At 42.3% G+C, this 18,227-nt stretch carries 12 protein-coding genes; 6 read left to right on the top strand and 6 right to left on the bottom strand.

Features of this window, described 5'->3' with window-relative positions; all coding sequences use genetic code 11:
- The first annotated feature begins 280 nt into the window (after nt 1-280).
- Nucleotides 281-532 carry a hypothetical protein gene (locus V7L20_RS17890; RefSeq protein WP_334745380.1) on the top strand — a complete coding sequence of 84 codons (252 nt, stop codon included), beginning with the start codon at nt 281-283 and terminating at the stop codon, nt 530-532.
- A gap of 37 nt (nt 533-569) precedes the next feature.
- Nucleotides 570-1,829: a hypothetical protein gene (locus V7L20_RS17885; RefSeq protein ID WP_334745379.1), complete on the top strand. Its 1,260-nt coding sequence runs from the start codon at nt 570-572 to the stop codon at nt 1,827-1,829.
- Nucleotides 1,830-2,060: 231 nt separating this feature from the next.
- On the opposite strand, the gene V7L20_RS17880 is transcribed toward V7L20_RS17885, so the two are convergent.
- Both V7L20_RS17880 and V7L20_RS17875 read right to left on the bottom strand, forming a co-directional pair.
- A complete protein-coding gene (locus tag V7L20_RS17880) occupies nt 2,061-2,708 on the bottom strand; it encodes an HAD-IA family hydrolase (protein ID WP_334745378.1) in 648 nt (215 codons plus the stop codon).
- 159 nt (nt 2,709-2,867) lie between these two features.
- On the bottom strand, nt 2,868-4,061 hold the full coding sequence (locus tag V7L20_RS17875; RefSeq protein ID WP_334745377.1) for an NAD(P)/FAD-dependent oxidoreductase: 1,194 nt from the start codon (nt 4,059-4,061) through the stop codon (nt 2,868-2,870).
- A gap of 1,158 nt (nt 4,062-5,219) precedes the next feature.
- Here V7L20_RS17875 and V7L20_RS17870 point away from each other — a divergent pair.
- Together V7L20_RS17870 and V7L20_RS17865 are read left to right on the top strand one after the other, a co-directional pair.
- On the top strand, nt 5,220-6,050 hold the full coding sequence (locus tag V7L20_RS17870; RefSeq protein ID WP_334745376.1) for a phytoene/squalene synthase family protein: 831 nt from the start codon (nt 5,220-5,222) through the stop codon (nt 6,048-6,050).
- Between the two features lie 1,025 nt (nt 6,051-7,075).
- Nucleotides 7,076-7,699, top strand: a complete 624-nt coding sequence (locus V7L20_RS17865; RefSeq protein ID WP_334745375.1) for a 4Fe-4S single cluster domain-containing protein — start codon at nt 7,076-7,078, stop codon at nt 7,697-7,699.
- Nucleotides 7,700-8,255: 556 nt separating this feature from the next.
- On the opposite strand, the gene V7L20_RS17860 is transcribed toward V7L20_RS17865, so the two are convergent.
- The 3 genes from V7L20_RS17860 to V7L20_RS17850 form a co-directional block, all read right to left on the bottom strand.
- Nucleotides 8,256-9,074: a type 1 glutamine amidotransferase gene (locus V7L20_RS17860; RefSeq protein WP_334745374.1), complete on the bottom strand. Its 819-nt coding sequence runs from the start codon at nt 9,072-9,074 to the stop codon at nt 8,256-8,258.
- A gap of 96 nt (nt 9,075-9,170) precedes the next feature.
- Entirely contained in the window at nt 9,171-10,508 is a 1,338-nt protein-coding gene (locus V7L20_RS17855; RefSeq protein ID WP_334745373.1) for a Mur ligase family protein, read from the bottom strand.
- Between the two features lie 44 nt (nt 10,509-10,552).
- A complete protein-coding gene (locus V7L20_RS17850) occupies nt 10,553-10,900 on the bottom strand; it encodes a hypothetical protein (RefSeq protein WP_334745372.1) in 348 nt (115 codons plus the stop codon).
- Between the two features lie 469 nt (nt 10,901-11,369).
- On the opposite strand from V7L20_RS17850, the gene V7L20_RS17845 reads away from it, so the two are divergent.
- Together V7L20_RS17845 and V7L20_RS17840 are read left to right on the top strand one after the other, a co-directional pair.
- Complete coding sequence (locus tag V7L20_RS17845; RefSeq protein ID WP_334745371.1) at nt 11,370-11,957, top strand: thylakoid membrane photosystem I accumulation factor; 588 nt, start codon at nt 11,370-11,372, stop codon at nt 11,955-11,957.
- Between the two features lie 169 nt (nt 11,958-12,126).
- On the top strand, nt 12,127-12,735 hold the full coding sequence (locus tag V7L20_RS17840; RefSeq protein ID WP_334745370.1) for a hypothetical protein: 609 nt from the start codon (nt 12,127-12,129) through the stop codon (nt 12,733-12,735).
- Nucleotides 12,736-12,869: 134 nt separating this feature from the next.
- Here the strand turns inward: V7L20_RS17840 and V7L20_RS17835 are convergent, their stop codons facing one another.
- Nucleotides 12,870-17,906 carry a PAS domain S-box protein gene (locus V7L20_RS17835; protein WP_334745369.1) on the bottom strand — a complete coding sequence of 1,679 codons (5,037 nt, stop codon included), beginning with the start codon at nt 17,904-17,906 and terminating at the stop codon, nt 12,870-12,872.
- Between the last annotated feature and the right edge of the window lie 321 nt (nt 17,907-18,227).

Below are 18,227 nucleotides of genomic sequence, written 5' to 3'. Positions count from 1 at the left end.
AACGAGTCTTTGAGGTGGATGAACGAGTCTTTGAGGTGGATGAACGAGTCTTTGAGGTGGATGAACGAGTCTTTGAGGTGGATGAACGAGTCTTTTAACTTAATCCTTCAAGTTGTAACTCTTCCGCATCTGCCTTATCCCTCATCATTTGAGCAGAATATAGAAAGTTTTTGGGTCAATAAGTTTTGCGATGACAAGGGAATTCATCAGGCGATCGCTCTTGGAATAGTTAATTGTTTCCATAATATAAATACAAAGCATATATAGGACTTATATTTGATTGCGTGAAAAAAAACTCAGTACACCTTATATTCCTTCTTCCCAGCGATGCACTGAGTTTCGACTTTGCTCAACTACCGCTTGTCGTTGTGTCCCCAACGATGCACTGAGTTTCGACTGCGCGATAATCGAGTTTCGGCTAGGCGGTAATCGAGTTTCGGCTAGGCTCAACTGCCGCCAAGTCGAGATTCAACTGCCGCCAAGTCGAGATTTAACTACTGCTAGTCGTTGTGTCCCCAGTCTCTACGAGTAATTCACCGAATCAAATCGGATTGCTATAGATAATTAATATGAGTAGATTGCAGAAATTTGGCTATTGGACTTATGTCCTGTTAACTATTGCTATAAGTTTACTTGTACTGCAAGTTAATTTTTGCCTGTTAACAGTGTCAGCCAAAGATTATGCACCTGGACAACTTAGTCCTGATGCACTAATGCAATTAAAGAACATCAAACGACGGTTAAATGCAGGTGAAGGAAAAACGATGCAGGCGTTTTTCCCAGAAGGATGGTTTTTTAGCCATATAATTTATGGTTACAGTTGGGTGAATGTTGCTTTGTCTTCCAAGTCCGAACCTCTTCGCCAACAAGCAATTAAAGAGGTACGTTGGGTTTTATCTCAAGTAAATACACCCGAAGGACGCGCACCTTTTACAGCAGATACCCAAGTTGCCAATGGCGTCTTTTATTTAGGTTGGAGTAATCGGTTGTTGGGTGGACTATTAAAAATTCAGTCACCAAAAGAGCGATCGCTCCAAGATATTACTCAATTTCATGCCCAATCTCAAGAATTAGCTCAGGCGTTTACAAAAAGTCCCACTGTAACCATTGATGCTTATCCCGGACAAGCTTGGCCTTGTGACCAAACCGTAGCTTTAGCATCTTTAGCTTTGCACGATGAATTGTTTAATAGTAATTATCAGCCAGTAATTCAACGTTGGGTTAGCTATACTCGCCAGCATCTTGACCGACAAACAAATTTAATTCCTCACAAAATTGATGCTGTGACTGGTGAAATTAAAATTGGCGCACGAGGTACCAGTCAAGTCTATCTTTTGCCGTTTCTACTAGAATTAGATTCAAAGTTTGCAATACAGCAGTATGCTCAGTTTCGCAAACAGTTTGTTCCCTCAGTCTTAAACTTTTTTCCCGTGAGGGAGTATCCCGTCAACGCTGATGGCCACGCAGATGTTGACTCTGGGCCAATTATCTTTGGCATTGGGCCGACCAGTACAATTGTCAGCATTGCTCCAGCACATGCTTATCAAGATACTCAGTTGTTTGAAAGTACGCTCGCTATCACTGAAATTTTGGGATTACCGCTAGTATGGGGTGAGGAAAAGTCTTATGCTTTGGGGTTATTCCTAGTAATTGATGATTTTTTGGTTTGGGGCAAAACTTTAGTATCCTGGACACAGGTTAATAATTCCATCTACACCGAACAAAGACTTACAAACAACATTCACTTCTTGATTTTAGGTTCTGGAGTTGTGTTTTTTGTGCTTTGGAGTCCAATTATTGCCAGACAGTTTTTAAACAAATGTGCTTGAAATTGTTGACTGATACACCCTACTGTTCCACTTAAATTTTATCCACAACTGGCAAGAACAGTGCTATCAAGAATCATCAGTTAATCCTTCATTTTTGATGCAACGTGTTAAGAGCATAAAGGCGCAACGTGAGCAGGAGTTGCTAAACTCTTGGTAAAGGTACGTTTTCTCCTTGATGAAAATTTGTCGCTTAAGCTGAAGATAGCTGTCAGAGCCTCACCAGTTTCTCCCTCATTTTTCACGATTGATCCAAACGCCTCTTAGTCCAGCTGCTTTAGCTCCGTGGTAGTCTTCTACAATGCTATCGCCAATATGCCATGCAGCCTCTGGGGAACATTTATGTTTATTTAAAGCAATAGCAAAAATTTGCGGATCGGGTTTAGCTGCACGTACCTGGGTAGAAATGGTGACGGAGGAAAAAAACTCTCTCAATCCCAAACTTTGCAATACTGAGTAAAGCCGAGAATCAAAATTAGACAGCACCCCCAAGGTAACTCCCAACCGCCGCCAGTTGATTAAAGCTGGTAAAACATCGGGATAGACAAACCACGGTTCAGCAGTACCAAAATGGATGTAAAGTTCGCTAAAAAAAGCCGAAAAGTCAGAAAATCCTTTGAGAACACCTGCACTTTCAAAAGTGTTCAGGGCAATTATCCGCCACCAATCAAACTCGCGCTGGGGAATATCTTGCAGTTCTGCATCTGGAAATATCGGCGGTGGCGCTGCTTTAAAACTTTTGATGAATGCTGTATTCAATGTTTCGGCTGAAACTGTTACGCCAAATTCTTGGGCTATCTGACTATAAACTTCGCCCACACTACCTTTGACATCGAAGAGTGTACCCACAGCATCTAAAAAAATAACTTTCGGTTGTTGCATCAAAGTTTGATTAAATTAGGGATTGGGGAACTCGGGGCCCCCACGGAATGGGGATTAGGGGCATGGAGATTGGGGACTGGGGACACTTCGACAAGCTCAGTGCATCGCTGGAGATTGGGGATTGGAGAGAGTCACTAATGACTAATGACTAACGTTAAGTTAGCGAGAAAGTGTTTCTATGATGGGACGGACTAACCAATTAATACCAACTTTAAGCTGATGGTCTAAAGTTGGCAGCCTATATAAATAGGCAATCCGGCGGGCGACGTATGCCAAAGACCCATCTAATTTAATTCCTAAACCACTGAGAGTGGCGTTGTCTATGCCTAGTGCCATCATTTCTCCTAACTGTTGGTAGCGGAAGGGAAGGAGAGGACGATTAGTCAGACTTGCCCAGATATTCCATGCAGTATAATCAGCTTGTTGGAAAGCTGCTTGTGCAGTAGCGGGGACTTGCTGTCCTTCAATATCATGACAGTTTGCTAAATCTCCCAAGGCAAAGATTTCTGGATGATCGAGGACTTGCAGACTAGATGTAGTATTGATTTGACCACGCTGGTTTTGCTTGAAAGGAAGAGATTTTACGACGGGCGCAACCCTGGTTCCGACAGTCCAAATTACCAAATCCACGGGAATCTTGTCTAACTGGTTTTTATACTCTAGGGAAATGGAATTTTGCTCTATTAATTCCACTTTGGTTTCTAAATCAATAAATACGCCACGGGCATCTATTGCTTTCTTTGCTGCTTCCCGGTTAAACTCTGGGGAAGTTCGCAAAATTTGATCAGCAATTTCAACGATCCGAAAGCGTCCTCTTTCACCTAGTCTGTCGGCTAACTTACAGGCTAACTCTACACCACTGTACCCAGCCCCAATAATCGCCACCCGAATTTTATCAGCATCCGATTCTTCTAAAAATCGCAGGCGTTCTTCCAAACGGTAAACATCAGAGATTGTGCGGAATGGGTAGGCGTAGGATATTGCACCAGGCACTAAATCTAGCGGTGTTTCACCTCCTAGCGCCAACACTAAGCGATCATAAGGGATTTCTGGACCTTCATGTATATTCACTCGTTGCTGGTCGATGTCTATTCCAGACACAACCCCTTGATAAAAACGCACCCCTGTGCCTTGTAAAAGTTCTTCAAAGGGTGGGGCAATTTCCCAGGTTTGCAGTTCGCCAGTGAGTAATTCGTAAAGTAAAGGAGAGAATAGGAAGCGATCGCTTTGATCTACCAGAACAATTTCAGGTTTTTGCGTAGATTCCCAAGGTAACTGGCACAGGCGCAAGGCTGTGTAGAGACCACCAAAGCCTCCGCCAAGGATACAAATTCTAGAAGTTTGTTGAGTCATCGATTCTATTTATGGGATGGTCAATGCTAGCTGGGCAACTAACTTCAGGGTAACTGAAACTTTCTTTAGATTTCAAAACCCTTCATATAAATGAAGAGGTAATTAACGTGTAACCACGACCACATGTCTTACCCATTGCCAAGGATGGGGAATTGTTACTGTAGCACCTAGTTCGCAACACCAGCAAACCAAGTGCCAGGGCGTAGAAGAATTACCCCATCACCAGCAAGCATATTTATGGGATGCCAGGATATCTTGACAATTGCAATAACATGATTATCCAAATGTTGAGCTTTAGCATTTCCAGGTATTTACTGTAGCTTCTTTTAGTTGGTACAAAACTGGGCGAAAATCTTAAATTGGATTGCCAAAGACTTGTGTATACACTGTAGCCCCGCAATCGGGGAGGGGAGAGAAAGCCTAGCTTTGGCAGGATGGGGTTCTTCAGGTTTAATAAGCCATCAAGCGGATATGATATGAGAGGTCAAATATTCATAAATGTTTTATTGAGTGAGCAAACAGCCCACTTTATTTATTTTCAATCTCGTAAATATACGGGAACTTATTGTTCTCAGTTCTCGTCACTTGATACACACCTTGAACAGTAAGTAGGTTCCTACTGTAATCCATCAAGCTTGGACGTAGCCTTACCCAAGCATCGCAGCTCTTTATGTCTATTTTAACTTACCCTAACTCTTCGACAAGCCGCCGTTCGCATCTAAAGGTGTTTAGACTTACTGTTATCCATTATCAGCTTCTCTTAGATTGTCTTTATATATACAGTAGTTATAATTTCTTAGTCAAATTAACGCAGACTTAAAATACTTTTAAATCCCGACAATAAATGTTTGCTCATAGAAAAATTTCGCACTAATTAACCAAATATTAGCATAATTCTTTATATATACACTAAAACTTGATGATAGCTATATCAAACGGCACATTAAAGATTTTTGCGACCAAAACCCTATATACTAAATTAGACTTTGATAAATTTGAGAGTTTTGTTAATTGCAACACCAAAAACTATTAATTTTTAGATGAAATACTAGCGTATCTTATAGTCTATAGTTTTTAAGGTTTAGTCAAAACTATATCCAGTATCATCAAAAAACTGCAAACTTCATGTGGTGCAAAAATCAATCGGGGAGTGAAAACATGAATTTACGTAGAGATGCATTGCAAATCCTCAAAGAAACTAGCCGAACTTTTTATATTCCAATTAGTCTTTTACCGCCAGGATTACAAGAAGCAGTAGCATCAGCATATTTGTGTATGCGTGCCATTGATGAAATTGAAGATCATCCTGAACTAGATAACGCTACTAAAGCAAAGCTGTTAAGAACGATTAGCCTGACATTACAGGCAGGGGTTGATGGCTTCGCGGTAGATGCTTTCTTTGCAGGATTTAGTGGGTATGAGAATACCTTAGAAGAAGTCACAGTGAGGATTAGAGAATGGTCGATACTAGCACCTGAGACCATTGCACCTCGAATTTGGGATTCCACTGCTGCAATGGCAGACCGGATGGCTTACTGGGCAGAAAAAAACTGGAAAATTTATACAGAATCTGATTTGGATCGTTATACCTTTGGGGTTGCAGGTGCAGTCGGATTGTTACTATCGGACTTATGGACTTGGTATGATGGAACGCAAACTAACCGTACCCAGGCGATTGGGTTTGGCCGGGGTTTACAAGCAGTTAATATCCTGCGTAATCATACTGAAGATTTAGGACGTGGGGTAGACTTTTTCCCAGAGGGTTGGAGTGCAGAAAATATGCAAGAGTATGCCCGGCGCAATCTAGCCCTAGCAGACGCTTATACCAAAAACCTTCCTACTGGTCCAGCCTTAGATTTTTGCCAAATTCCCTTAACCTTGGCTAATGGCACTCTTGACGCCCTTGCTAATGGTAAAGAGAAACTCAGCCGCAGTGATGTTTTTGCACTTCTCGAACAACTGATTAGTGTAAACATGAAAGCTAGCTAATAAGCTGTTACGCATTTAAATTGTATATTTACTCGTGAAGGTTGCCATTAGTCATTTGTCGCTTGTACTGAGCTTGTCCTGAGCTTGTCCTGAGTTCAGCCAGAGCTTGTCCTCTTGGTAGTCGTAAAGCCTGCGGCATAGCTACGCTTAGGGCGCAGCCTCTGGTAGAGTTGGGCAAAGCCGTAAAGCCTACGGCATAGCTACGCTTAGGGTGCAGCCTCTGGTAAAGTTGGGCATAGCCGAAGTATTAGTTATTTGTGTTTAAAAGGACAGATCACAATTGATAAAGGACAATCTTAACAATTGCAATGTACAATCTAGACGCGCATTAGCTTAGTCTCTTAACGACTAATGGAGATGATTCTAAATTGCCTTCAAATTTGGCATCTAAAATTCTACAACGATTTTCTGTAAGGGAGTCAGTGCGGTCTTATCCCTTGTAGAGACGTAGCAGTGCTACGTCTCTACATTCATTTTTGGAGATGTTTAATCTTGTTATCCAAGTTTTTGAGTCAGAATTCTAGAAATATTGCAACTATGCTGCTGTGCAAGTTTTTTGAATTATGTAAGCGATCAATAGTATGCTAATAACAAGCAACTAACCATAGTATTCGGCTGTTATAGTCAAGCGAACGCTCTTTTCCCGGCGTTCGCTTTTAATTTTTTACCAATACCCGTGGCTTCTTGGTAATAAAAGCTTCCGCAATTCTTAGTGCAGCAGTTGGATTTAGGTGAGCAAAAAACTTTTCACCTGGCTTGGTCAGACCGACTGCAACAATTGGGTCATGGCACAGGGCAAACACATCATGTCAAAAGAGGAAAACACCTCGTTCAAAGGAGCCAATATCAAATAAGATCAAGCTGATTCCTGAACATAACTATTGTGCATTCATCAAGTAGTCGGTGTGAAATAAGCATAGTCAGGGTCGAGGTAAGCCGAAGTATTAATCATTAGTCACGGTTATATAACTGGAGATTCGCTATAGTTAAGGGTTAACAGGCAACGGCTAAAAGGAGTTAAAGAGATGGAAATTAAGCCAACTGACCCATCACTAGCACTCATGGAAATTCCTCCTGGCTATCTCAACATTATGGGTTACGTTGATCAGTCAGAAGTTAATGGGCCTGGTTCTCGTGCAGTCATCTGGGTACAAGGTTGTCTTCGTGAGTGTCCTGGCTGCTTTAATACTAACTCTTGGTCTTTTGAGGCTAACCAATTGATTGCTGTTGATACCCTTGCCGAGAATATTCTCAGCAATCCCCACAATACGGGTGTAACATTCTCTGGTGGAGAACCCTTTTGGCAAGCAACAGCACTAGCGTCTTTAGCTCGTAAGGTAAAAGCTGTTGGATTAAATGTAATGTCTTTTACTGGGTTTACTCTTAAGCAACTACAGTCTCAATCAGCACCGCCAGATTCTCAAGCTTTGTTAGAACAACTTGATATCCTGATTGACGGGCCTTTTGTACAATCTCTGGCGATTAATTCTCCCAACTCTCCAGTTTCTTCTAGTAATCAACGAGTTCGGGTGTTAAACCCGGCTTTTCAAGACAAGATTACTTGGGCTAGCGACCAGATAGAAATCCACATTCTCAAGGATGGTGGACGCATTGTCACCGGTTATCAAGGTGGGTTGGAACTGACGTAGAAGTAATTTTCAAGTAGCGAATGAGTAGCACCTAAAAATCCAATACGCTTGGGCTAAGGCTAAAACTCTTTATCAAAGTCAACAGTTCGGCTTCTCTACCAGACGCTACGCGAACGCTCAGTGTTGACCCTGAGCGACTTGTGCCGAGCGACTTGTACTGAGCTTGTCCTGAGCGTAGTCGAAGGGCGTAGTCGAAGTAAGCTGAGGTAAGCCGAAGGGTCAACTTTTTTAACGAACCGCAGAGGCGCACAGAAGCCAGTGCGCCCTTGCGGTTAAGAGACTTCTTGTTCGCTCTTAGCGTTCCCGTAGGGTAGCAACTGGCGCGAAGCAGAGAGAAGAGAAAAAATGCTTAACTGAACTGTATTGCCTAAAAATCGAGGCATTCTGCGTTAACCACTTCTGGATGACAGTAGTGTTGCAAGACAATCTAAACGGTGTCACGATTCTAGAGCGCAGGTCATCTTTATCAAAAGCCCAGGTTAAGTAAGTGGGTCAAATTTGACTCCTCTTTAAACCTCTCCTCGACACGGAAAGAGGCTTAATCAGCGAGCTGAGGTTAAACTTTCGTCGCCGAAGCAATTGGTAAAGTGACTTTCAATCGCTTAAACATTGCTTCTCGTGCTTGTGCAGCGAGGCTATCGTCAAAAGGTTTTAAGGTAATTTCCTGCTGATACTTTAGCCGCAATGCTGTTTGAATTAACCAATCGGCGACAAAAGGATTTTTTGGTAATAAAGGGCCGTGGGAATAAGTAGCGATCGCATTTTGATAAAATGCTCCTTCTGTCCCATCTTCACCATTATTTCCCAAACCGTACACTACTTGCCCCAATGCTTCTACTTTTCCCAACTTGGTGCGTCCACCGTGATTTTCAAAGCCTACCAAATATGCTGTACTACCCGTCATCTCTTTTAAATCTCGCGCTAAACGTGAGGCTGTTACTTCAATTACCAAGTTACCAATACAGCGCTTAGTATTTTCACCAGGATGCACAGAAACTAAATCGAGTATTCCTAAACCATCAATCCTTTGTCCCAAGCCTGGTTCATAATAATGTCCTAGTAATTGAGGTGAACCACAAGTAAATACTCCTGGTGTTCCATTTTCGATTTTGTCACGCATGGCGTCAGCTTTTGCACCTTGCAAATCACGCATGACAATTTCTTGTTGACGATCTTGTGCGCCACCACCAACGATTACATCTACAGTTTTAATAGCTGCGGCTGTGGCATTTTGATCTAGGGGTAACACTTTAACATCGTATCCCCGCCACTGGGCGCGACGTTCTATAGTAATTACATTACCGCGATCGCCATAAGTACTCATCAGCGTCGGATAAAGCCAACCTATTGTTAATTCTAAATTTTGAGAACTCATAAATTTAGGGAATGGGGAATGGGGCATGGAGAATGGGGCATAGGGTATCGGGAATCGGGTATGGGAAAAATTCTTATCCTATGCCCAATACCCAATTTAAAGAATTTTCCGACCAGTCAGAACTTCTCGCACTTCTAGCATGGCTGAGTAGGTGGGCAGAATATGCAGAGTTTCATTCTCTGGTGTATGCTCTAATGCAGTTGCGATCGCTTGTCGTAAATCTTCTTCGACAATCAAATTTAAGTTACTCTCAGGGGACTTTTGGCTGTAACGTAAACGTAGTGCCATATCGTAGACGCGATCGCCACTCACTACTAAAGTCCCGCCGCGTTCGACTAATTTCTCGGTATCCACGTCCCAAATCCAGGATACATCAGTACCATCGGGCGTGCGATCGTTCAATACTAGCAGTGTGGTTTTATCTGTACTTTGAGTAACTACGCGAATGGTTTCATTCGTTCCCACAGGATTTTTTGATAATAATATCCGCACGCGTTTACAGTTAATTACCAAATCTTCCGCACGACCAAAGGCAGCTTGGAAGGTATTAATAGTATCTCTAATTGTTACTTCATCAACTCCTAACTCAATAGCCGCAGTAGCAGCAGCTAAAGTATTATATTTGTTGTACAAACCAACCAGAATTTGCGGCCATTCACTACTTTGTAGAGTTGGTTTACTTTTACTAAAACCACACTTGGGACAAGTAAAATCTCCTAAATGAGACAAATAAACACCCTTGTAATCTAGAGAATGTCCACATTTGGGACAATAAATAGAATCAACGGCGTGAGGAATAGCTTCTAAATAATGTTCTGGTTCATTCAAGCCAAAGAATAACACCCGTTGAGGTAACTGCTGACCGAGGTTAGATAAAGTTGGGTCGTCAGCATTGGGAATTACTACTGTTTCTGGTGGTAGGGTAGAAATAACTTTTGTCCAACGCTTACTAATTGTGTCTACTTCGCCGTACCTATCGAGTTGGTCGCGGAACAAGTTTAAACAGAGAATAATTTGCGGCTGGAGTGGCGTTAATACTCTTGGGACAATATTTTCATCAACTTCCAAAATGGCGTAATCAGTATTTAGTGTACCTAGTAAGTTGGTGCTTTCTAACAGCGCCGTCATCAAGCCATTTTCTAGATTTGCACCTGTAGAATTATGAGTGACGCGGTAGCCTTTGCGTTCTAGTATTGTGCATAAAAGCAGCGCTGTAGTAGTTTTGCCATTAGTACCAGCAATTAAAATCACTCCATTTTTAACTTGCTGACTCAATAATTGTAAGAGTCTGGGTTCAATGCGACGAGCAATCGAGCCTGGTAATACACTAGCAGCACCCAGACGGAGTGATCGCACTATAAACGTCACACTTTTTGCCACTGACACCGCAAAACCCAATCGCAGCCTATCTATAAATCGTATTTTGTTTCCCACATTCGTACCCTAGTCTTCTGGCGTTGCTAATTAAAAGTGCAAATTTAATCTTGTGAGTTTAGCGAATCCTGGCTGAAAAAGCCAGCTTCAAAATCAAATTGCAGGAAATCAGGGGGAGTAGGGGCTGGGGGCTGGGGGCAATTAGAATATAGTTCATCCACCTCGGAACTGGATTCATCCACCTCGGAACTGGATTCATCCACCTTGGAACTGGGTTCATCCACCTTGGAACTGGGTTCATCCACCTTGGAACTGGGTTCATCCACCTCAGAACTGGGTTCATCCACCTTGGAACTGGGTTCATCCACCTCAGAACTGGGTTCATCCACCTCAGAACTGGGTTCATCCACCTTGGAACTGGATTCATCCACCTTGGAACTGGATTCATCCACCTCAAAACTCCGTTTATCAAAAAAGCTTCATATTCAAAACCTCGCCTACAAGTGGTGTGGCTTAGTTTAATTGCGTTAGCGAAGAGTGCCTTAACGCAGCGTAAAGCCTTCTCTTCTCCTATTAAAGACGCTGCGTGTAGCTTGCTTTCACGTTCGTGGAGCGTGCCTTAGGCAAGTGGTACGGCATAGCAACTCTTAGAGACGCTTTGCTCCCGCTTGCTTAAGAGCAGGGGTACGCTTAGAGCGAGGTACGAGCGTCATTGCGTAAAGCCTGCGGCATAGCTGCGCTTAGAGCGAAGCGGGCGTAGCAAGAGTGCAAATTAGCTTTATCTCCATCATTCACTTACAAGAGATAATCTCAGTAGGCGTTATCTTAAAAAGTAGTGCGCGGGCATAATTACATATCCAGCCCAGTTTGCCGAATTCAGCACAAACTCACGACAAGTAGTAGCTTGCAAGGTTCCTTTTGATGAATAGCACAAAGTTTCTTTTTTTACATAAACAAATTACTGGTTGGCAAAGGTGGGTATCCAAATGCCTGTTGTTGCTTGCAAGTCTTTTCATTATAAGTATGCAACCTGCATCTGCTGGTCTTAATAATGATTTATATGATGGCAACATTTTTGTCGTTTATGCTGGCAATGGTTCATTGGTTCCTCCCAGACAGACACTGGCACAGACTTTAGCGGAACATAAACCCATTTTTTTGGCCTTTTATTTGGATGACAGCAGCGATTCTAAAAGATATGCAATTTCCATTTCACGGGTACAGGAATTCTATGGTCGTGTAGCAGAGATTATGCCGATTAATGTAGATGCTATCCCACCTAAACAGAAATACGATCCTACAGAACCAGGATATTACTATTCTGGGGCTGTTCCTCAAGTCGTGGTGTTTAATAAATCAGGTGAGGTAGTTTTAAACAAAAAAGGTCAAGTACCTTTTGAAGAGATAGACGATGAATTTCGCAAAATATTTGATTTGTTACCACGCACTGAAACAGCACAGCTAAAACGGCGAGCCTTTAATGAATTTAGTAGTGAGTTAGCTAAATAGCTTATGGGGTAGACCAAATTGGTCTGCCCTAATTTTTAGTGATATCTGTTACTACATTGCTGTCGATGTCAAAGCATAATATTGAAATATCTGTGTTAACAATTCAATAAATTAATCCATAGTCTATAGTCCGTAATCAATCCCCAATGACTAACTAGAGTGTATTCTAATGTCAAAGGTTTACACAACCCAGGAGCTAATTCAAATTTTGGCAGCCGAACGCCAAGCCTGCCTCAAGGGAAAACGCTTAAAATTAGAAATACCAGTTTCTGGCAATCCTGTAATTGACCAGTTTCTCATGACTGATGGGCTGCAACAGTTCACTGCCTATCAAGATTTCAAAGCTGCAATTCATGAATATCAGAGAGAAAATCAAGTTTCAGGTATTATTTGGCGGGAGGTAACAGTCAAAGGTAAAAACTTGAACTATCCCGAAGTAGACAGCGAGTTAATAGCCCTTACAAGTGATTTAGAGATATTAAAAACTGCTAAAAATTCTATCGTAGAATTTTGGTGTGAAGTCTCTAGGGGGATGGATTTATACTTGAGTTTTAATAATAATAAACAGTACCAACAAATTGTTATATCTGATGTAGAAAGAATTGTTCAAATAACAGAATGGGCAAGTTTGTGCAAGTGGGAAAATTCTAGCTTTTTAGAAATGATTTTGCAGCTAGGATGGGGTAAACCAGAAGAAGCTTGTTATAAACGGGGAAGACCGCAATCGGGTAGTGAATATATTCATGCGGTAAATCCTGGTAATCGGCCTATTGGTTGAGGAAAGAGGCAGGGGGCATACTTCGACACTTCGGCAAGCTCAGTGCATCGCTGCGCTCAGTACAAGGGGGCAGGGGAGAAAGATACTGGAATTTGCTCTTTTTCTTCTTCTTTGAACAAGCCCTCCTGGCTGCTTCAAGGTTGATTCTGCCCAATAAGATTAATGATCGCAGTAGCTAAATCCACTGGATCGACGGGTTTAGGTAGGTGTTTTTGAAATCCTGCTGCCATTGCTTGGTTGTAGTTAATTTCTCCAGCATAAGCTGTCAATGCGATCGCAGGAATTTGCCCGCCTTGTTCTAGCGGTAATTTTCTTACCTCCCGTAGCAGCATATAGCCATCCATTACAGGCATTCCAATATCGCTCAACAGAATATCTGGCTTTGATTGCACTAATATTTCTAGCGCTTCACTTGCTGACTCAGCTACTGTTACAGTTGCGCCATATTGTTCTAGGGCAAAGCTAAAAAACTCTCGCACATCAGCTTGATCGTCTACAAGCAAGATTTTGACTCCAGCTAGTAATGTGTCGTCAGTACTAAGTTCTGTTTGAGAAGCTTCACTACTGCTGACTCGCAACTCAGAATTTTTCAGCAAAGGTAGTCTGACTGTAAAGGTAGCCCCTTGTCCTTCTCCCAGACTCTCTGCCTGAACTGTACCACCGTGAAGTTCTAATAGATGCCGCACAATTGCCAGTCCTAATCCGAGTCCCCCAAATATCCTCGTTGTCTTGGCATCTGCTTGTCGAAAGTAGTCAAAGACGTAGGGCAAAAATTCCAGCATGATTCCTTTACCTGTATCAATCACCTGGATTTGAGCTTCTAACCCAACTTGCTCTAGACGCACTTCTACTCGTCCTTCTGTGGGTGTGAATTTAACGGCATTGGAAAGGAGATTCCACATTACTTGTTGCAAGCGATCGCCATCACCCAGAACTTTGCCGATATCATTACTTAACACCGTTTTAATTTCAATTGACTTGGCTTCTGCTGCTAAACGTACCGTTTCTAGTGCGCCTGCGATCGCTACTTTCAAATCCACTGCATAAAGATTTAACCTGATTTTACCTTGTAAAATCCGCGAAACATCAAGTAAATCTCCAATAAGTTGGGTTTGTAATTTGGCATTACGCTCGATTGTTTCCAATGCCCGCACTCTAGTGGCTTCATCAAACTTGCGGGTTTTGAGTAACTTTGCCCACCCTAAAATTGGATTTAGGGGAGTTCTAAGTTCATGAGAAAGGACAGCGAGAAATTCATCTTTAATTCGGTTGGCTGTCTCGGCTTGTGCCCTGGCAGTTTTTTCGGCTTCGTAAAGTTGGGCGCGGGCGATCGCTTGGGCACACTGTTGTCCCAGTGTCAACATAAATCTCTGGTCTTCTTCGTTAAATATTTGTCCAGTAGTAAAGCTTAATCCCAAAGCCCCAATTACTTTACCTTCTGCTACCAAGGGAATAGAAGCCCAGGCATTATTCCCTATAACAGTCACAACATCTGCTAAGTCGGGATATCTAGCAATCATGGCTGCTAAATTTTCTAAAAAAACCGGTTGCCCGGTTCTGACTGTTTCTGCTATTTGGTTAGGTGCTGTGATGGGAAAAGTTGCCCAAGTATTTATAAGTGTTTGCGGATAGCCAATTGCTTGCACAACTTTTAGGGTAGTACCTCCCTCAGTAAGTAAGACAACGGAACCACCAGTAGCTTCCAAGGCGGTAATGCCTTGGTTCACCACTACATCGGCTACCTGTTGGGGAGTTAAGGCTTCCGAGAAGGCAGCAGTTATTCTTTGCAAAAGTATGGTGCGATTGACAGACCGTTCAGTTTCCTGGTACAATCTTGCGTTGTCGATGGCAGTGGCCGCCCGACGAGCAATATCTTCTGCTAAAGCCAAGTCTGTCTGTTGATAATGCCGACCTGACTCGGCTGTGAAAAAAGAGATTGCTCCAAATAATTGCCCACGGGAACGAACTGGAATCACCATTAAAGAACGGATACCCAGGCTTCGCAGCAATTGCAGATGTTCCTCATTTTGAGCCATCTGGACAAGATGAGAGTCAGATAATTCGGGATAAAAGATAGAGATTCCCAATCGTAGCTGCTGCACAAGCTGTTTGGCTCTGTTTTGGGATGGATAACATTGTCGGATTTCGTCTAAAGTATTTTGTTTTGTGGCATCAAGAATTGCGATCGCAATTTGTTTACTTGACCAATCTTCCTGGAAAACATCTACAATACACCAGTCAGCTAGGGTAGGAACTGCTAAATTAGCCACACTTTTCAAGGCCATTTCATAATTCAATGAAGCAGCTAGTAAGGTGCTGGCTTCGACTAAAAAGTTTTGTGTGGCTTCAACTTGTTTGCGTTCGCTAATATCTTCAATAATCCCTAATGCATACTTTGGTTGTCCGTTATCATCCCAAACTACTGATGAAGTTAGGTTTACCCAAACAATGGAACCATCTTTGCGGATGTAGCGCTTCTCTAGGGAATAACCACTAATTTCTTTTGCTAAAACTCGCCGAGAATTTTCCCAATCAATTTCTAAGTCGTCAGGGTGGGTAATTTCGTGAAAGTTCATTTGAATTAACTCTTCATAGCTATACCCAGTAATTTCGCACACAGCAGGATTAACTTGAATAAATCGTCCATCTAATGCTATTAAACTAATGCCGACAGCTGCCTGGTTGAACATTGCCCGGAACCTTTCTTCACTTTCCCGTAAGGCAACTTCTGTTTGCTTTTCTCCGGTCACTTCTGCCAAAATAATCCCAATTCCTACCGTTTCCCCGATTGTGTTGTTGACTGGGTAATAGTTGCCCAGCCAGCAGCCGTACCTTCTAGGTTGTCCCCTTGTCTCACCACTGATTTCCACATTCAACAGGGGTTCTCCAGTATTTAAAACGCGCTGTAACTGTTGCTCCAACTCAGCCGCCATCGCTGGTAAAACTTCCCTAAATTTGCGTCCTAGATGTTCTTCGATGGTTAAACCATTAATGTCAGCGAAAACTTGATTAATTCGGATATATCGCAGTTCCCGATCTAAAAAGCATACAGCAACGGGAGCAGCACTTAAGAGCGCATCTAGAAGAGATAGAGATTCGGCGTAATGGATTAAAGCCTGGTGGATATCTCGATAAAGTCGGGCATTTTCCATTGCTAAGGCAGCACGATGGGCAATATCTGTTGCTAAAGTTAAGTCAGTGCGATCGTAGCGACGGTCTGATTGGGTCGTTACAAAGGTGATGCTACCGAGTACTCGCCCTTGTGCGATTAATGGCACAATCATCACAGACTTCATTCCCAATTGCCGAACAAGTTCTAAGTGTTCCTGATTCTGAGTAGTTGCCACTAATAGCGAGTCAGATACCTCTGAGATTAATTCGCTTTGCCCGGTTTGCAGTACTCTAGTAATTGCACTTGCACTTTTGTAATCTATTGCATACTCCCGAAGTTTACGCGCCAACTCCGCTTTATATGAGTCTGCGTGGGCAATGGGTAGGCGACGAATGGAACCATCTTCATTTAAAATATCAACGCTACACCAATCAGCAAGCTGAGGAACTGAGATTTTGGCGATTTGTTCTAAAGTTTCTTCATAATCTAGCGAAGTAGAGAGTAAACTACTAATTTGGGCGATATAACGGAGTCTTTCTTCAGCCTGCTTGCGCTCTGTAATATCAAGAACAAAAAAAGCTCCTCGATCTACAGTCCCTTCAAAGTGGCTACCACCTATCAAAATCGGGAAGCGTGAACTGTCTTTACGGATATATTCTTTTTCATAGGGTGTGCAAAAGGAATTGTCTTGAAATTGAGTTAGTGCTTGCTTATCGAGTGGTAGGTATTCTTTAGGAGTTAAGTTTTGCCAGCGAAGTGTTCCGGCAAGTAATTCTTCACGGGTATAACCCACCATATTTAGCAAGGCATCGTTAGCGTCTGTAATCCTGCCGTCTCTATTCCAGAAGCCAATACCTATCATATTGGACTCAACCACACTGCGAAACTTGGCTTCGCTTTCTTGCAGTGCTTGCTCAGTTTGCTTTAGTTGAGTAATATCAATTGAACTAATGCCTACTCCTAATAATTGCCCATCCGGTAGACACACCGGATAATAGTTGACAAGACCATAACGATATACTCCAGGCGGATAAGTTTCACCGCTCACTTCCTGGTTAAGTAACGGCTGCCTGGTTTGCATCACTTGCTCAAAAACAGGCTCCAATTGCGCCGCCCATTCCGGTAGTACTTCCCTAAAGGTGCGACCAATATGCTGACTTTGCGGTACACCATTGGTAGCTGCTAACGCTTCGTTGGCATGAATGTAGCGAAGTTGAGTATCGAGAAAAGCCAGCGCTACTGGTGAACTAGTAACCCAAGCATTGAGTAACGCCAGAGATTCGTCTTTTTGTTGAATTGCTTGCTGAAGTTCCTGGTGCAACATGGCTTTTTCTAGTTCTGCCTGCTTGCGCTCAGTAATATTTACAGCTACACAGGTAATACCTTGAATGCTATTGTCTACATCTTTTAACGGTTCAACCAGCAAATCGTAGTAACGGTTTTCTCCACCAATTGTCAAAGAAACCTCTTGGCGGGTTGAAACACCAGTTTCTAGTACCTTCTGCTTAATTGCCGTCAATTGCTCTGCTACTAAGGCTGGAAATAATTCATCATCAGACTTACCCAGCATTTCTCCAGCAATGTTTAAACCTTGAGGATTATGAATCCACTGATATCGTAAATTGCGATCATGCTGAAAGACCACGATATCTGAACTACTTAAGGCTAATTGAAATCGCTCCTCATTAACTCTCAGCTTTTGCAGATTTCCATCAGCCTGGCTTTTAGCAGTCTTTAATACTTCACATAGGATACTAAAGAGCAATCCTTGTAATGCAAACAACCCAATTTGTAGAAAATTGGATAAGTTAAAACTCAGATCGTAAGCTGGGGGGAGAAAGAAGTAACCACTCAGTAACGCAGATAAGCCGATTGCTAACAGCCCTGATTTCAAACCACCATACCAAGCACTCACCATTACAGCGCTAAAAAACAGCAAGAAAGGAGTTCCACTCATGCTTAACCAGGGGTCTAGCATCAACATCAGTACTAATGCAAATGCGACAATTAATACAGCAATGCCATAACGCAGTAATTGAGAATAACAAATATGGGGCATGAAAATGTCTTGGAGTAACCAATACTTATTGCAAAGGCTGTATACACCCTAAGCTAGTTTGCAATTTTTATAAATTTATCTCCAGATAGATTTTTATTTATTTAGAAAACTTCTTTTGTAAGAGGTTAATTACCTGGTAATATAGTATCGAGAGCCAAAATTTATTAGACATCTGGTAAAAATCAAATATGCATTATCCAGAACCCTTGTAGAGACGTAGCACTGCTAAGTCTCTATATTCATTTTTGGAGATGTCTATTATTAATCTTCTATATTTATAACATTGGGTATAACATTGGGTTGCTGCTCATAAATACTCAA

It is taken from the genome of Nostoc sp. (assembly GCF_036916735.1).
Taxonomy (GTDB): domain Bacteria; phylum Cyanobacteriota; class Cyanobacteriia; order Cyanobacteriales; family Nostocaceae; genus Nostoc.
Note: the sequence above shows the minus strand (reverse complement) of the source record. Positions and strands in the feature narration are given on the sequence as shown.

Coding starts and splice junctions, on each gene's coding strand:
- V7L20_RS17885 (WP_334745379.1), top strand. CDS start 570: ATGAGTAGATTGCAGAAATTTGGCTATTGGACTTATGTCCTGTTAACT.
- V7L20_RS17870 (WP_334745376.1), top strand. CDS start 5,220: ATGAATTTACGTAGAGATGCATTGCAAATCCTCAAAGAAACTAGCCGA.
- V7L20_RS17875 (WP_334745377.1), bottom strand. CDS start 4,061: ATGACTCAACAAACTTCTAGAATTTGTATCCTTGGCGGAGGCTTTGGT.
- V7L20_RS17860 (WP_334745374.1), bottom strand. CDS start 9,074: ATGAGTTCTCAAAATTTAGAATTAACAATAGGTTGGCTTTATCCGACG.
- V7L20_RS17880 (WP_334745378.1), bottom strand. CDS start 2,708: ATGCAACAACCGAAAGTTATTTTTTTAGATGCTGTGGGTACACTCTTC.
- V7L20_RS17845 (WP_334745371.1), top strand. CDS start 11,370: ATGAATAGCACAAAGTTTCTTTTTTTACATAAACAAATTACTGGTTGG.
- V7L20_RS17865 (WP_334745375.1), top strand. CDS start 7,076: ATGGAAATTAAGCCAACTGACCCATCACTAGCACTCATGGAAATTCCT.
- V7L20_RS17840 (WP_334745370.1), top strand. CDS start 12,127: ATGTCAAAGGTTTACACAACCCAGGAGCTAATTCAAATTTTGGCAGCC.
- V7L20_RS17835 (WP_334745369.1), bottom strand. CDS start 17,906: ATGCCCCATATTTGTTATTCTCAATTACTGCGTTATGGCATTGCTGTA.